Origin of the sequence: Skermania piniformis, from assembly GCF_019285775.1 — a bacterium.
GTDB classification, from domain to species: Bacteria; Actinomycetota; Actinomycetes; order Mycobacteriales; family Mycobacteriaceae; genus Skermania; species Skermania pinensis.
In genome coordinates, this window is sequence record NZ_CP079105.1 from 3063190 (window position 1) to 3079337 (window position 16148).

Consider the following 16148-nt stretch of genomic DNA (forward strand, 5'->3'; position numbering starts at 1 on the left):
CATCACGAACAAGCCGCTTCTGCGTGTGCCGGCGGCTGCTAGTAGTTGTCCACTGACTACGGAACGATTGAGACGTGACTGATGCTGAGCCGGGGCGGTCGGCCCACGAGGGTATGAAGGAGCTGCTGCGCGAGCAGATCGCGAAGCTGTATCTGGAATCGCCGGACTTCAATGGTGTTGCGGCTGCTTCGCTCATGACTGTTGCGGAGGAGTTCTCCGTAGACCCCGAGATCGTGCTTACCGAGCTCGTCGCGGAGGGTGCGGTGTACGCCAACTTCGGGCACGAGATGGTCAACCCGCACATCCTCGGATTCCCCCACCAATCAGCAGCGGACAACCTTGCAGAGGTCCGGCGGCGCGGCGGGATGCGTTCGGCTGTGCTGTATCCGACTCGTGCGACGCTTACTGCGATGGAGGCGGGTAGCCGCTATCCGAATGCCCCCTATTCAGCGGCTCTTGCCCTTGGGCATGCCCAGCTTGAGTCGGTGTTCTTTCGAGCCGATGTGCTCGGCCGATACCGAGATGACCCGCGGTACGACTACACCCTCGACATCGGCGGCGAGATCAGAGCTCGGGAGGGCACCCCGCTCGACACCTACCTGACGACGTTCAGCATCGGGTTTGATCGCGACCCGGATAGCAACGAAATCGTCGTTGGCGTGCCATTGCGCTATCTCCATGATCTCTCCCCGGCTGAGCAGTCGTACTGGAAGTCTTTCGAGCATGAGCGCCAGGACTGGGTGCTTCACCCCGATTGGGTGCGACCTCATCTCATGGGAGAGTTTCCGGAGCGGGTCAGCCCGTACACGGCGATCCTCATGGAGATGAGTCTTGCGAACGAGATTTGCGATGCGATCGGCTATCCAGCGCTCTTTCGGACTCTCTACGAAGGTGCTGGCCGCCCCACGGACTACGGTTACCTGATTCGCCCTACTCGACGCGAACTATCCAACTTCATCGAGCAGCTCAACAAGCTATTGATCGACAATCTCGACCAACGGTTCTTTCGCAGAGCTGGAATCTCGCTTACCGAGGAGAGGCGGGATGGCGAGGGCAATACCTATCAAGGCCAGCGCGGCACGATGAACATGCTCATCGAGTGGATGGAGCGGACGGTCAGGCACGATCCCGAAAACATGGTGCCCGCTGCAGCCACGATCCTCAAGGAGATTCGCCGAGCACGTTCTGACGCAGCTCACACTCTGCGTGAGAACGAATGCGACCTGGCAACATGGACAGATCAACGGCGTCTAGTTGTAGAGGCCTACTTCGCCATACGGACCGTGCGGCAACTCCTTCAATCCCACCCCAGAGCTTCGTCGGTCAGGGTGCCTGAGGAGCTTGACGAGCCGAGAGTCTGGCCGTTCTAGGATCACTCGGCCGATGCTTGCGCCGACTCCCGCTTCCCCTACAGCGTCGGACCGACCCGTGTTGACCCGGTGCGACTGGCGGGCTCCTGCGGCTGTCGTTCTGCATCGGCGAGGTTTCGAGCTCGCTCGAGTGCCGCTCGCGCGCGAGCCGCGTCGACCTTCTGCACGTCACTCTCGGCCGGCACGCCGAGCGGGTGTGGGCCAGTAATGCCGTAGCGATCGCGGTACGCCGCGACGATACGGGCAGCCTGCCGCCATGCGGCCGCGTCCCGCCCTTGCTTCGGCGCAACTCCGAGTGCTGTCGCCCAGCCGCGGCGTTCGTGCAGCGCGGTGTCGAGGATCGCGTCGGCGCGAGCTTCGATCAGGTCACGCCGTTCAGTTAGCGCCCGCCGGAACTCCGCGCTCATCGTGCCGGTGGCCTCCGGCATGAGCCCGGCGATCAGGCGGGGTGCCTTGCGCTCCCGCCCGGAGCCGGCGGGCCGGACGGTGGCTCGGGCGACGCGGTAGTGGAGGACGGCGGCGATGTCGTCGGCGTCCCCGAACGCCCGCCCCCGGACCAGGCGCGGCAGCAGCGTCTCGATGTCGTGGTGATTGGCCTCGGCGCGGCGGAGCTCGGTGGTGAGCGCGCCGAACGCGGGCGAGGTGATCGCGGCTTCGGCTTCGTCGTCGGTGAGGCCGGAGGCGTGGATGAGGAGTGCCCATCGGTCGTGCTGGGCTGCGGCGGCGATCGACTCGTATTCGGCGGCGAGCTGGGCGATCGACCCCCATGCGTCCTGTTCGGCGGTGATGGTCTCGTGGGCGGAGAGCTCAGCGCCAGCGTGCTGGAGGATCGCGGCCATGACGGTGAGCCCGGTCGCCTCACTTCGGGGACCGTCGTGCGCGGCGTCGGGCCGGTCGACGGCGAGATAGGCGCGGTTGCTCTCGGCGCCGCGGGTCATGGCGACGTAGAAGTTCTCCCGCGTCGTGGCCGCGTCGGCCAGGACGTGCGCGGTGTCGACCGTGACGCCCTGCGTCCGATAGGAGGTGATCGCGTAGCCGAGCTCGACATGCTCGGCCGCGTAGTCGGCCGGGATCACGACCGAGCCGCCCCACCGCTGGCCGGCTCTGCGGAGGGTGAGGGAGCCGTCGTCGCGGACCTCGGTGACCGTCCACCTGTTGCCGTTGCGGACCCAGCCTCGCCCGGCGCGGAGGCGTCGGTCGTTGTGGCGCGTGATGACGGTATCGCCGGCCGCGGCGCGCTGGCCGTTGTGCAGTTCGACCTCGCGGCGGGCGTTCACGGTGCCGTCCAGGATCAGTTCGGCGCGGGCACGCTCGCTCAGCGCCAGCACGGACTCGTTCGAGTCCGCCACCAGCACGCTTGCTCGCCCGGCGAGCATGTCCGCGCGCCAGGCAGCGTAGGCGGCCTCGATCACCGCCTCCGTGTCGCCCTCGGTGATGCGCTCGTGGGTCGCGTAGGCGTCGACGACCGTGGTGTCGCCGTGGCGCAGGCCGAGGGAGGCAGTCTTCTCCCACTCGTTCCTGAAACGGTGGATGTCGGCCAGTTCGGGGGCGTCGTCGCAGTCGTGGACGAGCATCGCGTAGGCCCCGGATGCGGTCGGTGACTGGAGCTGGGCGTAGTCCCCGACCAGCAGCGTCTTCGCCCCGGCTTCGACGGCGAGGGCGGTGATGCGGTCGAGGGAGACGGTGCCGGCCAGGGATGCCTCATCGATGATGACGAGCTGGCCCTTGCGGAACGTCTCGCCGTACATGATGTGGTTCTGCCACCACTTCGCCGTGTTCTCTGTAGCGATACCGAGGTCATCGGCAAGGACCTGCGCGGCGACCGCGGACGGCGCGAGACCGACCACGCTGCCGCGCCCGTGTTCGTTCTCCCATGCCCGCCGCAGGGCGTTCATCGCGGTCGTCTTGCCCGCCCCGGCCGGACCCACGAGGACGTCGATGAGCCGGCCGGAGAGCGCGATCTTCGCCAGCGCGCCCGCTTGGTCTGGGCCGAGGGTGCGGCCCTGCCGGTCGGGTCGGCGGGCGATGCGCTCCACGGTGACCAGGGGCACGGTCGGGCCGGTCGTGGTGCGGGCGCGGTCGAGGAGGCGGTCTTCGGCTGCCAGCAGCACCTCAGAGGAGAACACCGCCGAGTGCTTCGGTCGGAACACCGAAGTGCCATCCGGCCGCTGGAACGCCGCCGGGCTCGATGCGAGCTCGGGCGGGGTCAGCCGCAGCGAGACGGCCTCGGCGGCGTCGACCACGAGGCCGACGACGGCCTCCCGATCCTCGGTCGTGGCGAACCTGTAGCCGGTGGTCTGCCGAGCGGCCTCGGCCATCAGGTTCCAGCGCCGCCAGGTGGAGCGCTTCTCGCCGACCGCCTCGACCACGCTCCCGCCGAGCGACGCGATCACGTCGAGCGGGATGTCGTCGGCCCGGAGCAGCAGCGGCTCCTCGTTCGCCGTCACGCCCCGCGCCCACGAGGTCGCGTCCGAGCCGAGGACCTGCCCGGCGCGGTGCCGCCACGAGACGGTCAGGTCGGCGAGCGAGCGGACCTCCTTCTCGGGACGGGTGGAGAGGGTGGCCTGAGCGCGGAGCTTCATGATCGTCGCCGGCGACGGCCGCCGCCCATGCTCGGAGACGTAGCGGTCGATGAGGCGATCCGTCTCGGCGTCGATGTGCCGGGCGCGGGTGGAGAACTCCTTGACCAGTTCCTCCGGCACCGCGGCGATCGCCCACGCCGGGTTCCGATCCCGCCCCATGTCGCGGGCCTCCCACTCCACGCCGAATGACCGAGTGAGGTGGTCGGCGAAGACCGCCTCGTGCAACTCGGAGAGCGCGACGGTCGCGGCGTGCATTGGGCGGCCGTCGAGGGAACGCCACTTGCCGTCGAGGACGGTCTGCACCTTGTTCGAGATGACGACGTGCGTGTGCAAGTGCGGGTCGCCCGCCCGGCTGTCGTAGTGATCGAAAGCGGTAGCGATGAGCCCGGTGACATCGACTTGTGCAACCGCGCCGTCGCGGGCCGTTGCGCCGGTGCGGGTGGCTGCAACCTCCCGTTCCATGAACGCAACCACCTCCGCAACCGCCGCGTGGTGCGCATCCGCAATGAGCGCCTGCGTGCCCGCGTCCGCAACCGCCCAGAGCACCGAGGCGGACTTGGGGATTGAGAAGGTGAAGTCGTAGCCTGCAACCGCGCGCCGGGTTCCGCGGGCCCATTCCTCGGCCTCGATGACGGCGACTGCCTCCGCGCGTCCCACCGGACCGAGGCCGGGATCGAGAGCCGCGATCCGTTCCTCGATCCGCTCCGCCACCGACTTGTAGGCGGGATACGCCAGCCCGAGCGGGGCGCCTGTGACAGGGTGCTTGCCGAGACCAACGAGGAGTTCGAGCTGGGCTTCGGACACCTGATCGCCCTCCGCGATCATCCCGCCGAGTGAGGTGACCCCGCCGCCGAGCCAGCGACCCGGCGGGGTGCCCTTCTCGGCGTAGTAGCGGGTCAGCGGCGTCGAGAGGAAGCGGTCACCGTCGCCCGCGACGACGGTACGGAGCAGGTACTTGTACCCATCACCCGCGCTCATCACGCGCATCGAGACCGTCACCTCGCCCGCCTTTCTCCGCTCGCTCACGAGGTGAGCGACAGCCCGCCGAAGGCGGGCTCAACCTCGACCTGCAAGAGGCGTGGTACCTCTGAAGGAGGCGGAGACGAGATCTTTGGCAGGAACGCGGCGCGGCGCGGTTGGGTGGGCGCGGGAGGCGCGGCGAGCACCTGGCAGGTGACCAGCCCGGCCAGGAGTTCACGAGTGGACGACGGCCGGGGATCACCGATCCGTCGGAGTCCTCATGCGAGATACGAGCGACGAATCAGGCGACCGCCACTTGCGGGTCGGGTCGTTGTTCTCTGGCTACGGTGGACTCGACCTCGCCGTCGAGGAGGTCTTCGAGGCCCGAACGGTGTGGTTCTCCGAAATCAGCGAGCCTGTCGCTCGCGTCTTCTCTCATCACTGGCCCGACGCACCGAACCTCGGCGATATCACCGCCATCGACTGGAGCTCGGTCACGCCCGTCGACGTACTGTGCGGTGGGTTTCCCTGCCAGGACGTTTCCACGGTCGGGAAGATGGCCGGCCTGAAACCCGGCACCCGCTCCGGCCTGTGGGCGCACATGGCGACAGCGGTCGAGGCGTTGCAACCCGAGTGGGTCGTCATCGAGAACGTCCGCGGACTGCTCTCCGCTCCCGCGACCCGCCCGACCTCGGAAGGAGACGATGATGAGCGAGGCAACCCCGAGCCCGCAACCCCTGCCGGTGCAACCCCTCGCGGTGTGGAACCCGACCGGTGGCGTCTGGGAGACGAGTCAACTCGACCTCTTCGGGCGCTCGGCGCCGTACTCGGCGACCTGGCCGACCTCCGGTACGACGCGAAATGGATCGGCCTACCCGCTTCCGCCATCGGCGCACCCCACGCCCGCTTCCGGATCTTCATCCTCGCCCACCGCACTGTTCCGGACACCGCTGGCATCGGACTCCGCACGTGGCGGGGAGAGCCTGGACCAGGTCCGGGCGAGACGGGGCACCATCGCGCTCAGCCACCAGATCATCGACCTTCTCACCCGGCACCGGAGACCGTCCCCGGAGGACGCGGCGGCACTGATCCTGGACTTCTTCGACGCTGGGGACGCTACGGCGCCGCCATCACCCGATGGGAACACACCATAGGACGCCCCGCGCCGGCACCAGCGATCCTCAACGACACCGGAGGACCCCGGCCCGCCCCCGTGTTCGTGGAGTGGCTCATGGGCCTCGATTTGGGTTGGGTGACCCACCCGAGCCTCGGACTGACCCACAGTCAGCAGCTGACCGCGCTCGGCAACGGCGTCGTCCCTCGCCAGGCAGCAGCAGCGATCAGGACCCTGCTCTCGTGATCTGCGTGATCAGAGCTTCTCGTGGGTCGCGCGTTCCGACGCACTGGGGCACAGGGATTGTTCGTTCGCGCCCGCTGCGTTGTATCCCGAGCGCACTGGGCCCACGGCCGTTGCTGGCATAATGGAGGAAGCGTCGCGTGTCGATGGCGGACAGCGCCAGGCATGGAGGCGTGGTACGAAAGGCCAACGCTGTGCGCAGCGCTGATTCCACGACCGCATCTGCTCGGTCCAACTCTTCCAAAAACACTCCATTTATCTCATTCGCATTGCTGCCCGCCTTCGGGCATGTGTATCCCGTGATGCCCCTCGTCGAGGCCACCCAAGCTGCAGGCGCCCGAGTCCAAGTAGCGGTTGGGCGCCCGTTCAACGAGAACCTGCCGATGTCAACGGTGCTAGGCACAGATGTTGACCCGGCCGCCATGTCAGTGCCTGACCTCACGCGCGAGAAGTTCCCCGCCGTCGTCGATGACATGCCGACACGATGGGTCCCCGCCTACTTCGGCGTCATGCACGCATTGCCGACGGTTACTGCGCTGCGACGCGCCTGGCGTGCGGATCGGCCCGACCTCGTCGTCTATGACCCGGCGAATCCGGGTGCCGCCGTCGTGGCAGATGAACTCGGCATTCCGGCGGTTCTGTTCAGTGTCTTCCATTACTTCCCGCCCATGCTGAACTTGCCCGCCGTCACGCGACGAGCGCTGGACCATCCCGAAGTGGCTCCTTGGGAACCGGTGGCGGACCTTACGTACCGCAATCCCTATGTCGACCCAGTGCCTGCTGCTCTCCAACAAGGGCCAATCGCCGACTATCCCGAGGTAATCCCGATCCGCACTGTCCCCTGGGAAAACCGCGCAACCGATCTCGGGGCGGTGCCAAGTCGTAGGTCGGGTAGACCACTGATCTACTTAACACTCGGCACGGTGGTGGGCACGGCAGCTTTGCTTCGAGGACTCATCCTGGAAGCAGCCGAGGTCGGCGATGTGATTGCGTCGACAGGCCCGGGAGTCGAACGCTCCGAGTTGGCGGGTCTGCCAGGCAACGTGATTCTTCGCGAGTTCGTTCCGACTCGCGCGGTCATGAGCGTAGCTGACCTTGTTGTTCACCACGGAGGCATGGGCACCACCTTGGCCGCAGCTGCTCACGGGATTCCCCAGCTCATCGTGCCGCAGGTCGGTGATCAGTTCGCCAACGCGCAAGCGGTTGCTCGGGCCGGAATCGGCCAGGCACTCATTGGACCCAGAGCCGATGGCGCCGTCAGCGCCGCACTCACTACGCTTCAGGACGACGACTACACGCGTGAGGCAGCCCGGTCGGTAGCGCGCAGCATCGCTGCCACGCCCGGTCCTGATCGAGTCGCGGACCTGCTCATTTCGCGCGCGGCCCGGGGCCTGCACGGCAGCTAGTCACCAAGCTCGGCGGCACCTGCGATCCGATCGCGGGTGTGGCAGGTGCCGCCACCGATGGGACCTGGGAGCGACTTTGGTAGAGTGGTCGTAGCGTCGCGTGTCGGTGACGGACTGCGTCAGGCATGGAGGCGTCGGACCTGGAAGGTGGTCACAATGACCCTTTCCCTGCTCCTCACTCGTGAGTGAGGGCGAGAAGAACAGGCTTGTCGCCTGGAACCGCGAACTATCAGCAGCCCATGAACGACTGCGCCGAGCACTGCGTCTTGCGCGTGATGCGACCACGCTCAAAGACGTTGCTTCGGCACGCGCTGACCTCATGTTGTACTGCAAAGGGTTCTGCACGGCCCTAAGCGGTCACCATGTGAGCGAAGATGTCGCGCTGTTCCCTGAGCTTTCAGCGCGCTATCCGGCTCTTCGGACGACGATAGCGAAGCTCGAACAAGACCACGAGCTAATCGCAGCACTGCTCACACAGTTCGATCAGGCAATTGCCGCCTCCGCCACTCCGAATGAACTGTCCCTTCATCTGGAGGGGCTCTCCGCGATCATGGAGTCCCACTTCCAGTACGAGGAACGCGAACTTTCAGACACGCTCTCAAGACTCGACCTCGACGAGGACCCACGTGCCCTCTTGGGGCCTCTGTGAGGTGCCACGCGGCACAGTCGCGATCAGGCACACCAGTGATCGCGTATGTCCTGTCTCGATACTCCGAGACAGGTGCTCAGTCCGCTGATTGTGAGCGTGCGACTTCGACGTCGGTCCTGCCGCGGAAAGAACGCGCACGATCCCGATGACGCATCGCGCCCAAGTCAGGCAGCACGCAGAGTTGCCGTCGATCGCTGACCATGATGCGCCCCCACCTTGAACCGCCCCGGAGTGTCCGGAGACCTGTCCGTTTGGGAAGGATGGGTTCATGTCGGGGAGTACGTCGCGGAGGTATCCGCCGGAGTTGCGGGATCGGGCGGTGCGGATGGTCGCGGAGATCCGTGCGGGTCACGAGTCGGAGTGGGCGGCGATGGGTGAGGTCGCGCGCTTGTTGGGGGTGGGGTCGGCGGAGACGGTGCGTAACTGGGTCCGCCGGGAACAGGTCGACTCCGGTGAACGCGCTGGGGTGACCTCGGAGGAATCGGCGGAGCTGAAACGGTTGCGACGCGAGGTCGCCGAGTTGAAGCGTGCCAACGCGATCCTGCGTTCTGCGTCGGCTTTCTTCGCGGCCGAACTGGACCGGCCACAGCGTTGATCGTTCGCTACATCAGCGAACACCATGGCCACCGTGACGGTGGGGGTATGGCGTGGGATGTCCAGTCGATCTGCACGGTACTCAGCGAGTTGGGTGTGCCGATCGCCCCGTCGACCTACTACGAGCACCGGTCCCGGCCGCCGAGCCGACGGAAGGTTCGAGACCGGCAACTCGAGGTGCTGATTCGCCGGGTGTACGAGGAGAACTACCAGGTCTACGGCGCCCGGAAGGTGTGGCTGGCCCTGAACCGGGACGGGACCCGAGTGGCTCGCTGCACGGTGGAACGGCTGATGCGTGAGCTCGGGCTGGCCGGTGTGGTCCGTGGGGCGGTCAAACGCACCACGATCGCCGACCCGGCAGCGGCGCGGCCGGCGGACCTGGTCCGGCGCAGGTTCACCCCGGTCGCCCCGAACCGTTTGTGGGTCGCCGACATCACCTACGTGTCCACGTGGTCGGGGTGGGTGTATGTCGCGTTCGTGATCGACGCCTACGCGCGGCGCATCATCGGCTGGCGCACCGCCACCACGATGTCGACCTCGCTGGTGTTGGATGCGGTCGAACACGCGATCTGGACCCGGAACCGGGAAGGTCGATACCGGATGGACTCTGTTGTCCACCATACGGATAGAGGATCCCAGTACACGTCCATCCGGTTCGCAGAGCGACTCACCGAGACGGGTATCACACCGTCGGTCGGGGCGGTCGGTTCGTCCTACGACAACGCGCTCGCCGAGACGATTAACGGTCTCTACAAGACCGAACTCGTGCGCCGCCGCGGTCCGTGGCGCGGCATCGACCCGCTCGAACTCGCCACCGCCGAATGGGTCGACTGGTTCAACCACCGACGACTACACCGCGGCTGCGGCGACGTCCCACCCATCAACCTGGAGGACGCCCACTACGCTCAACACAGTGCCCAGCCACCCGCCGAGCACTCAAGACCGTAGGTCTCCGGACACTCCGGGGCGGTTCACCTCTCGGGGCATGGTCGCGCACGCATCGGACATCATGGTGCGAGCCCGAGCGACGCCGGGTGAGGTTCATCCTGATCCGAACCGGTTCCATCGTCTACGACGCCTATCAGCATGTCTGCGCAGGCGATGTCATCGTCATGGCGCCCGAGGCTCAGTGCCGGTTCGAGCCCGAGGGCCTGACGACAGTGACGACCGCCGAGGCCGACATGGACCTCGTCTCTGACCTCGTTCGTTGGCGTTTCGCGGCGCGACTTGCTGCGCGCACGGATGCCGCAGACATGTTGACATGCCGCTACCCGGACCCGGTCTTCGCTGTCCGCATGGGCGAGGAGCGGATGGGCATGATCTCACCCCAAGTGGACGAACTCGTGTCGTTGACAATCGACAGGCAGTTCGGGAACCGGTTCTATCGATTCGTCTCGGATCTCACCGCCATGCTCGACACGATCCTTCCCGTTCTCGTGCCTTCCGCCCGAGGCAACGCAACAGAAACACGAGTACGGCCAGCGTTTGCTGGACGCACGTGCACCGGCACCCAGCCTCAGCGTCACGAGGCGAGAACCATTGCGCTCGCCTTCCGGAAGAACCTCTCCAAGCGTTGGTCGTTGGCTGAACTTGCGGAGCTTGTGCATCTGTCGCCTTCTCAGGTCCGCCGTGTGATGATCGCCTCTTACGGGCAAACGCCGCTGGCGTACTTGAACAGGCTCAGAGCCGAAGAGAGCGCCCGTCTTCTCCGGGAGACGAACATCGCCCTCGTCAGCGCGTACCGTGAGGTCGGCTGGGCGAGCCGCAGCTACGCGGTACGCGTGTTCACCGAGGTCGTCGGGATGAAACCGTCCGAGTACGCCCGACGGCACCGACCCGCCGAGTAAGCAGATCGCCGGCATATCAAACTGACACGCGCACCGATCACGCCATGAGTGTCATCGATCTGGTCATTTTCGCGGCTTGATCGGACACGTCGTCGTTCGGGACGAGTACCTGGTGGGTGATCGTCGGGTTCACTGTTGCACCTGTCGGTCGTCGCGGTACCCAGCCGCGGTGATTGTCCCATCCTGCGCTGTGACGTCCTGACGTACCTGCCCTTCGACACCTGCCTGTCTCGGGCTGGTGTGACGAAGGGAGGCGGTCGTGGCGATCGAGACAACTCGAACTGAGCGGGACGCCAAGCTGGATGCGCTCCATGAGCGCCTCGCCGTTACGGTCGAGCAACTGGTGTCCGGGGACGATTGGCGACGGGCGCTGGAGTTCGCGGCACGGTTTCGCTCGCGGTCGTTCGGGAACTCGCTTCTGATCTTCGCGCAGCACGTGGACGCCTACGAGAAGGGCCGCGTGCCGGCCCCGGAGCCGTCGTATGTGGCGGGGTACAAGCAGTGGCAGTCGCTCGGCCGTCAAGTGTCCAAGGGGCAGCCCGGCTACATGATCTTCGCCCCGGTCACGGGTCGGTTCGCCTCCTCGACGCCGCAGGATGCGGAGTCGTGGCGGCGCCTCGGTCGGTTCGAGAAGCCGAAGGCGGGCGAGGTCGTGCGCTCGCGGATGGTCGGCGCGAAGCCGGCCTATGTCTGGGATGTCTCGCAGACCACCGGTGATCCGATCCAGGAGCGCCCGGTGCCGCACTTGCTGGAAGGCGGGGCGCCGGCCGGGCTGTGGGAGGGGCTGTCCGCACTGGTCCAGGCGGACGGCTACCGGGTGCTGCGGGTGGAGCGCGCAGAGCTGATCGGTGGCGCGAATGGCCTGACCGACTTCGCGGCGCGCACGGTCGCGGTGCGGACGAACATGGACCCAGCCGCGCAGGTGAAGACGTTGGCGCACGAGTTGGGCCATGTCCGGCTGCACGGCCCCGACAACCCCGATTGGGTCGGGCATCGCGGGATCGGGGAGGTGGAGGCCGAGTCGGTGGCGTTGATGATCGGTGCCGCGTATGGCATGGACACCAGCTCCTACTCCGTCTCCTACGTAGCCGGGTGGGCCGGCACCGTCGAGGACAAGGAGCCTGCGGAAGTCGTGCAGGCCACCGGAGAGCGGGTGCGGAAGACCGCGGCCGCGATCCTCGACGCCCTGGACACTGTGCAGCTCGGCACGGGCGACCCGCCTGGTCTGAGCCGAGACGCCGCGCCGCGACCGCGCGCGGAGCGCACGTCGCCGGCGCCCGCCGAGCCGAGCCGCCCTGCGGCGGCCGCCGCTGCAATGAGGGGCCTGTAGTGGACGCCGCCGAGGTGTTCGCCTCCGTCGCCGGTCTGCCGTTGCCGCGGGCCGCCGCCCGATTGGCCGCGGCTGGGGTGCCGGTGTTCCCGTGCGTGCCGGGCGGCAAGCGGCCGCGCGTGGAGCATGGCTTCCGCGAGGCGACCACGGATGCCCGTCAGATCGCGGCGCGGTGGCGGCGCTGGCCGTCCGCGAACATCGGCGTGCCGACCGGGCAGATCTCCAGTGTAGAGGTCGTCGATGTCGACCGGAAGTCATCGGGCACCGGATTCGGCGCATTTACTCGCGCCCGCGACGCGGGCCTGGTCGACGGCTGGCTGGCGGTCGTGCGTACGCCATCCGGCGGCGCGCACTTCTACTTCCCGACCGACCCCGACCGGCCACAACCCTCCTGGCAAGCCGCGAAGGCGCACATCGACTTCCGCGGCGAGGGTGGCTACGTCATCGTGCCACCCTCGGTCGTCGCCATCGGCGACCTGCGGGCGGGCTACGCCCTGGCCGGTGGTGTCGATCGGAGCATCAGCGCCGTGGACGCGAAGACCCTGCGCGATTTCCTCGACCCGTGTCCCAAGCCCTCGATAATGCGGACTCGGGGCGTGACCCACGACAGCGATGCGGAACGCCTGGCCGCATGGGTCGCGCTGCGCAGCGAGGGCGAGCGCAACCGCAGCCTGTTCTGGGCGGCGTGCCGTCTCGCGGAAGCCGGCCTCGATCCGGCCGTGACGCTGGACGCGCTCGGGCCGGCCGCCGAACACGCGGGCCTGCCGCCCCGCGAGGTCGCGGTGACGATCCGCTCCGCCTACCGTTCCACCCTCCCCGCCCCCCACTTGGCAGATACATCCGGGCAGGCCGAGGCGCCGCGACGCGGGCCGCGGATCGAAAGCCCGGTGCTCTCGTGATCCCCGACACGCCGCGCAGTGGACGGCTTGCGGTGGTCACCGCCGTCGCCGGGACGGTGCTGATCGCGGCCGGCGCGTTCTGGCTGTCCTTCACCGCGCTCGCGGACCTCGCCCGCCGCTCCGGAGTCAATGCCGGGCAGGCGTGGGCGTGGCCGGTCATCGTGGACGGGCTGATCGTCGTCGCCACCGTCGCGGTCGTTGCTCTCGCCGGGCAACGCACGGCCTGGTATCCGTGGGTGCTGCTGGCCGGTGGGGCGCTCATCTCGGTCACCGCGAACGCGGCGCACGCGGTCGTCGCCGCCGATGCCGACGTGCCCGGTGTGCTCGCCGCCTGCGTGGCCGCCGTGCCGCCGCTGGTGCTGCTCGCCTCGACGCACCTGACCGTCGTGCTCGTCCGCTCCCAGCCCGGCACGCCCGCCGCGGAGCTCGCACAGGTACCCGTGGAGCCGGCGGCGGCAGAGGAAGCCGCAGTACCTGAGGCGTTGGAGCCGGCGGGCCGGCGGGGCGTCGCGGCGCGGCTTCGGGACGAGGGCTGGTCGAACAAGCGGATCGCCCGGCACCTGGGGGTCGCCCCGTCCACGGTCGGGCGGTGGTTCCGCCGTCCCGGGCTCGCGGTCTCGGGAGCACCTGCCATGCAGGAGACCGCAGAGGAGCTGAGCGAATGAACGCCACCGAGCACCTGGAACCTCGCCGCGAAGCCGAGGAGGAACTGGCAAGCGCTCGCACCTCCTCGCAGGAGGCGGCGACGGCCGAGGTATCCGAGCTGGCCCGCCACAGGGACCCGTCTGTCACGGAAGAGGATGGGGCGGCTGCCACCGCGAAGAGGAAGACGCGGGGAGTGGAGTGGGTGCGTCCCTCCGACCTGCTGGTCTCCCGCAGCGCCCGGCTCGCTGGCCGGGGCATCGATTTCCAGGCCGAGCTGTCCCGCAGAACCCGGCGCCTGCCGGAGCAGACCTACCGGGCGACGCGGACCGGGGTGCGGACGATGAGCGAGCGGGCGCGGAAGCTGCCGCCGGTGACGGCGTTCGGCCGGGGTTCCGGGGAGCGGTTCTCGTGGGTGTCGCGCTCCGGGATCGGGCTGAGGTGAGGTAGCCATGCGCGCCCCCGGCACCACGGCGACGTCGGTTGCTGGAGGACGCGTGCGCACCTGCCGTTCAGGAGGTGCCACGATGCCGACACGACTGGACGCCCGCGAGCCGCGGGAGAGCTTCGAGGACCCGGAAGGGCTTCGCGCCCTGCTCGACCGTCTGCACGCCGCAGGCCGCGGATCGTGGCGGGCGGACCCCGAGGCCGCCGCGCTGATGCGGCACGCGGCCGAGAAGTACGCGGCGCTGGCCCGCAAGCACGGCCTCGACCCGTGGGAAGCCGCCGCCGCCGCGTTCGACGCGATGCGCACCCCCTCGGTGCGGCGGGCCGAGGACCCGTGGGCGATGGTCACCCGAGCCGTGCAGGTGACCTGCATCGCCGAGGAGCGCGCCAACGGCCTGCTGTGCTCCGTGCACCAGGCTCGCCGTCCGAGGTACTCGGTGTTCCACGACGCCGAGCGGTTCAGCGACCGGGAGAACCTGCTGACCGACTACCACCCCGCCTTCCGCGTCGATCCCGCCGATCCCGCCGAGGAGGAGCCCGCGTGGGGGCCAGAGCCGTCGACCAGCGTGGCCTCCGCGGTCGAGGACACGATCGCGCTGCTGGCCCTCCTGGGCTGGGAGCCGGGCGTCGCGCGGGCCGGAGTCGAATATGTCGCCTCCCGGCTGGCCGAGTCCTCCTCGCGCGCGTCGGCGTTCGAGATGCTGCGCCGCGACCGTCACGCCCGCGCCCTGCTCGACCTGCCCGGCGCATCCTGGACGACCCTGCTGCGTGCGCTGCTCGGCGCACCGGACCCGGCGCTCGCGCACACCGTCGCCGGTCGCGGGGTGCTACTGCGCCTGCTGATCGGCGAGCCGCTGCGCGCTCTCCTGCTCGATGACGAGCTGGTGCTGGCGGTGAGCCTGGCCGCCCCGCGCCGACTCCGTGGGGGTGAGCGCGGGTGAGTGCGCCGGACGGGCACATCGAGCTGGAGCGCACCGTCGACTCGATCGTCGTCGGCCACCGCCACCGCGAGGACCTGGGCGACCTCGACCCGCTGGTCGCCTCGATCCGCCGCGACGGGCTCCTCCAGCCCATCACGATCACCCCCGACGGGCACTTGATCTGCGGCGCCCGCCGCCTGGCGGCGATCAAGCGGCTGGGCTGGAAGACCGTGAACGTGTGGGTGCGGTCGGGCATCTCCGACCGCCTCGGGCGGCTGCTGGCCGAGCAGGACGACAACCTGCTCCACAAGCCCCTGACCCAGCTCGAATCCGCTGCCCTCTACCGGGAGCTGAAGACGCTGCTGGCCGAAGATGCCGCCCGCCGCCAGGAGGCAACCCGCTTCCACCCCACCGAGCAGGGCGGAGAAGACGGTGGTGCCAACTTGGCACCACCGCAGTTCGAGCCGGGCAAAGCCCGCGCCCAGGCAGCCCAGATGGTCACCGGCCGCAACTCCTATACGACTCTGGAACGCATCGGCCGGCTCGAAGAACTCGCCGCCGACGAGACCCAGCCCGAGCAGGTGCGTCAGCGCGCCGCCGAGGAGTTGGCGGTGATCCGGGCCGGCGGCGGCGTGGTCGCCTCGCATCAGCGGATCAATGCCGAGCTCTCCTTGGCCGAGCTCGACCAGCTCGCCGCCGACACGGCCCAGCCGGCCGGCGTGCGGGAGCGGGCCCGGATGGAGGCCGCCGCAATCCGTGAGGCTGCACAGGCGGAAAAGGCGGCGGAGCTGGAACGCCTCGCCACCGATGCCCTCGCCCGTGTCAAGGGCGGGCGCAAGGCGAAGCGGGAGAAGCTGACGCCGGTCGTGCCGGGCGAGCCGATGCCGTTCCCGCTGCGAGTGTTCGTCCTGACCTGGGATGAGCTCGACGGATGGTGGCTCCACTACGACCCGGCCGAGGTCGGCCCGGCGCTCACGCCCGAGCAATGGGAGCGGTTCGAGGCGACGGTGACCGGCACGCTCGCGTTTGCCGAGGCCTCCCGCGCCGCCCGCGATCACCGGGCCCAGGACATCGCCTGAGCTGGTCGCCGGCCGGGCGGGCAGGCGCACCTGTCCTACGACATCTTTCGCCCACATCCCGGAGGC

At 68.5% G+C, this 16148-nt stretch carries 13 protein-coding genes; 12 read left to right on the top strand and 1 reads right to left on the bottom strand.

Annotated elements, in window-relative coordinates; genetic code table 11:
- Positions 1-74 precede the first annotated feature (74 nt).
- Positions 75-1370 (top strand): hypothetical protein, encoded by a 1296-nt coding sequence (locus KV203_RS14145; RefSeq protein ID WP_066470191.1) that lies wholly within the window; start codon positions 75-77, stop codon positions 1368-1370.
- Positions 1371-1408: 38 nt separating this feature from the next.
- On the opposite strand, the gene mobF is transcribed toward KV203_RS14145, so the two are convergent.
- Positions 1409-4951 (bottom strand): MobF family relaxase, encoded by a 3543-nt coding sequence (gene mobF, locus KV203_RS14150; RefSeq protein ID WP_218820992.1) that lies wholly within the window; start codon positions 4949-4951, stop codon positions 1409-1411.
- A gap of 241 nt (positions 4952-5192) precedes the next feature.
- Between mobF and KV203_RS14155 the strand changes: the two genes are divergently transcribed.
- From KV203_RS14155 to KV203_RS14205, 11 genes are all read left to right on the top strand, one after another.
- Positions 5193-6272 carry a DNA cytosine methyltransferase gene (locus KV203_RS14155; protein ID WP_066470189.1) on the top strand — a complete coding sequence of 360 codons (1080 nt, stop codon included), beginning with the start codon at positions 5193-5195 and terminating at the stop codon, positions 6270-6272.
- A gap of 143 nt (positions 6273-6415) precedes the next feature.
- Positions 6416-7675, top strand: coding sequence for a glycosyltransferase (locus KV203_RS14160; protein ID WP_083530033.1), 1260 nt, complete (start codon positions 6416-6418; stop codon positions 7673-7675).
- Positions 7676-7856: 181 nt separating this feature from the next.
- Positions 7857-8324, top strand: a complete 468-nt coding sequence (locus KV203_RS14165; RefSeq protein WP_066470185.1) for a hemerythrin domain-containing protein — start codon at positions 7857-7859, stop codon at positions 8322-8324.
- A gap of 268 nt (positions 8325-8592) precedes the next feature.
- Positions 8593-9866, top strand: a protein-coding gene (locus tag KV203_RS14170; protein ID WP_373279269.1) for an IS3 family transposase whose coding sequence is annotated in 2 segments (ribosomal slippage) — positions 8593-8917 and positions 8917-9866 — 1275 coding nt in all. Because the reading frame shifts where the segments join, the coding sequence is not laid out codon by codon here.
- Between the two features lie 86 nt (positions 9867-9952).
- On the top strand, positions 9953-10765 hold the full coding sequence (locus KV203_RS14175) for a helix-turn-helix transcriptional regulator (RefSeq protein WP_066475088.1): 813 nt from the start codon (positions 9953-9955) through the stop codon (positions 10763-10765).
- Between the two features lie 259 nt (positions 10766-11024).
- Positions 11025-12095 carry an ArdC-like ssDNA-binding domain-containing protein gene (locus KV203_RS14180; protein ID WP_066475082.1) on the top strand — a complete coding sequence of 357 codons (1071 nt, stop codon included), beginning with the start codon at positions 11025-11027 and terminating at the stop codon, positions 12093-12095.
- Positions 12095-12994: a bifunctional DNA primase/polymerase gene (locus KV203_RS14185; RefSeq protein WP_066475073.1), complete on the top strand. Its 900-nt coding sequence runs from the start codon at positions 12095-12097 to the stop codon at positions 12992-12994. Before KV203_RS14180 ends, KV203_RS14185 begins: the two co-directional genes overlap by 1 nt.
- Positions 12991-13659: a DUF2637 domain-containing protein gene (locus KV203_RS14190; RefSeq protein ID WP_246600157.1), complete on the top strand. Its 669-nt coding sequence runs from the start codon at positions 12991-12993 to the stop codon at positions 13657-13659. Before KV203_RS14185 ends, KV203_RS14190 begins: the two co-directional genes overlap by 4 nt.
- Positions 13656-14081: a hypothetical protein gene (locus KV203_RS14195; protein ID WP_066475066.1), complete on the top strand. Its 426-nt coding sequence runs from the start codon at positions 13656-13658 to the stop codon at positions 14079-14081. Before KV203_RS14190 ends, KV203_RS14195 begins: the two co-directional genes overlap by 4 nt.
- An 82-nt stretch (positions 14082-14163) precedes the next feature.
- Positions 14164-15024, top strand: a complete 861-nt coding sequence (locus tag KV203_RS14200) for a hypothetical protein (protein ID WP_066475060.1) — start codon at positions 14164-14166, stop codon at positions 15022-15024.
- The gene (locus tag KV203_RS14205; RefSeq protein ID WP_066475057.1) at positions 15021-16082 is read left to right on the top strand and encodes a ParB/RepB/Spo0J family partition protein; all 1062 of its coding nucleotides are present in this window, start codon (positions 15021-15023) and stop codon (positions 16080-16082) included. The genes KV203_RS14200 and KV203_RS14205 overlap by 4 nt, the downstream gene beginning before the upstream one ends.
- Positions 16083-16148: the final 66 nt, after the last annotated feature.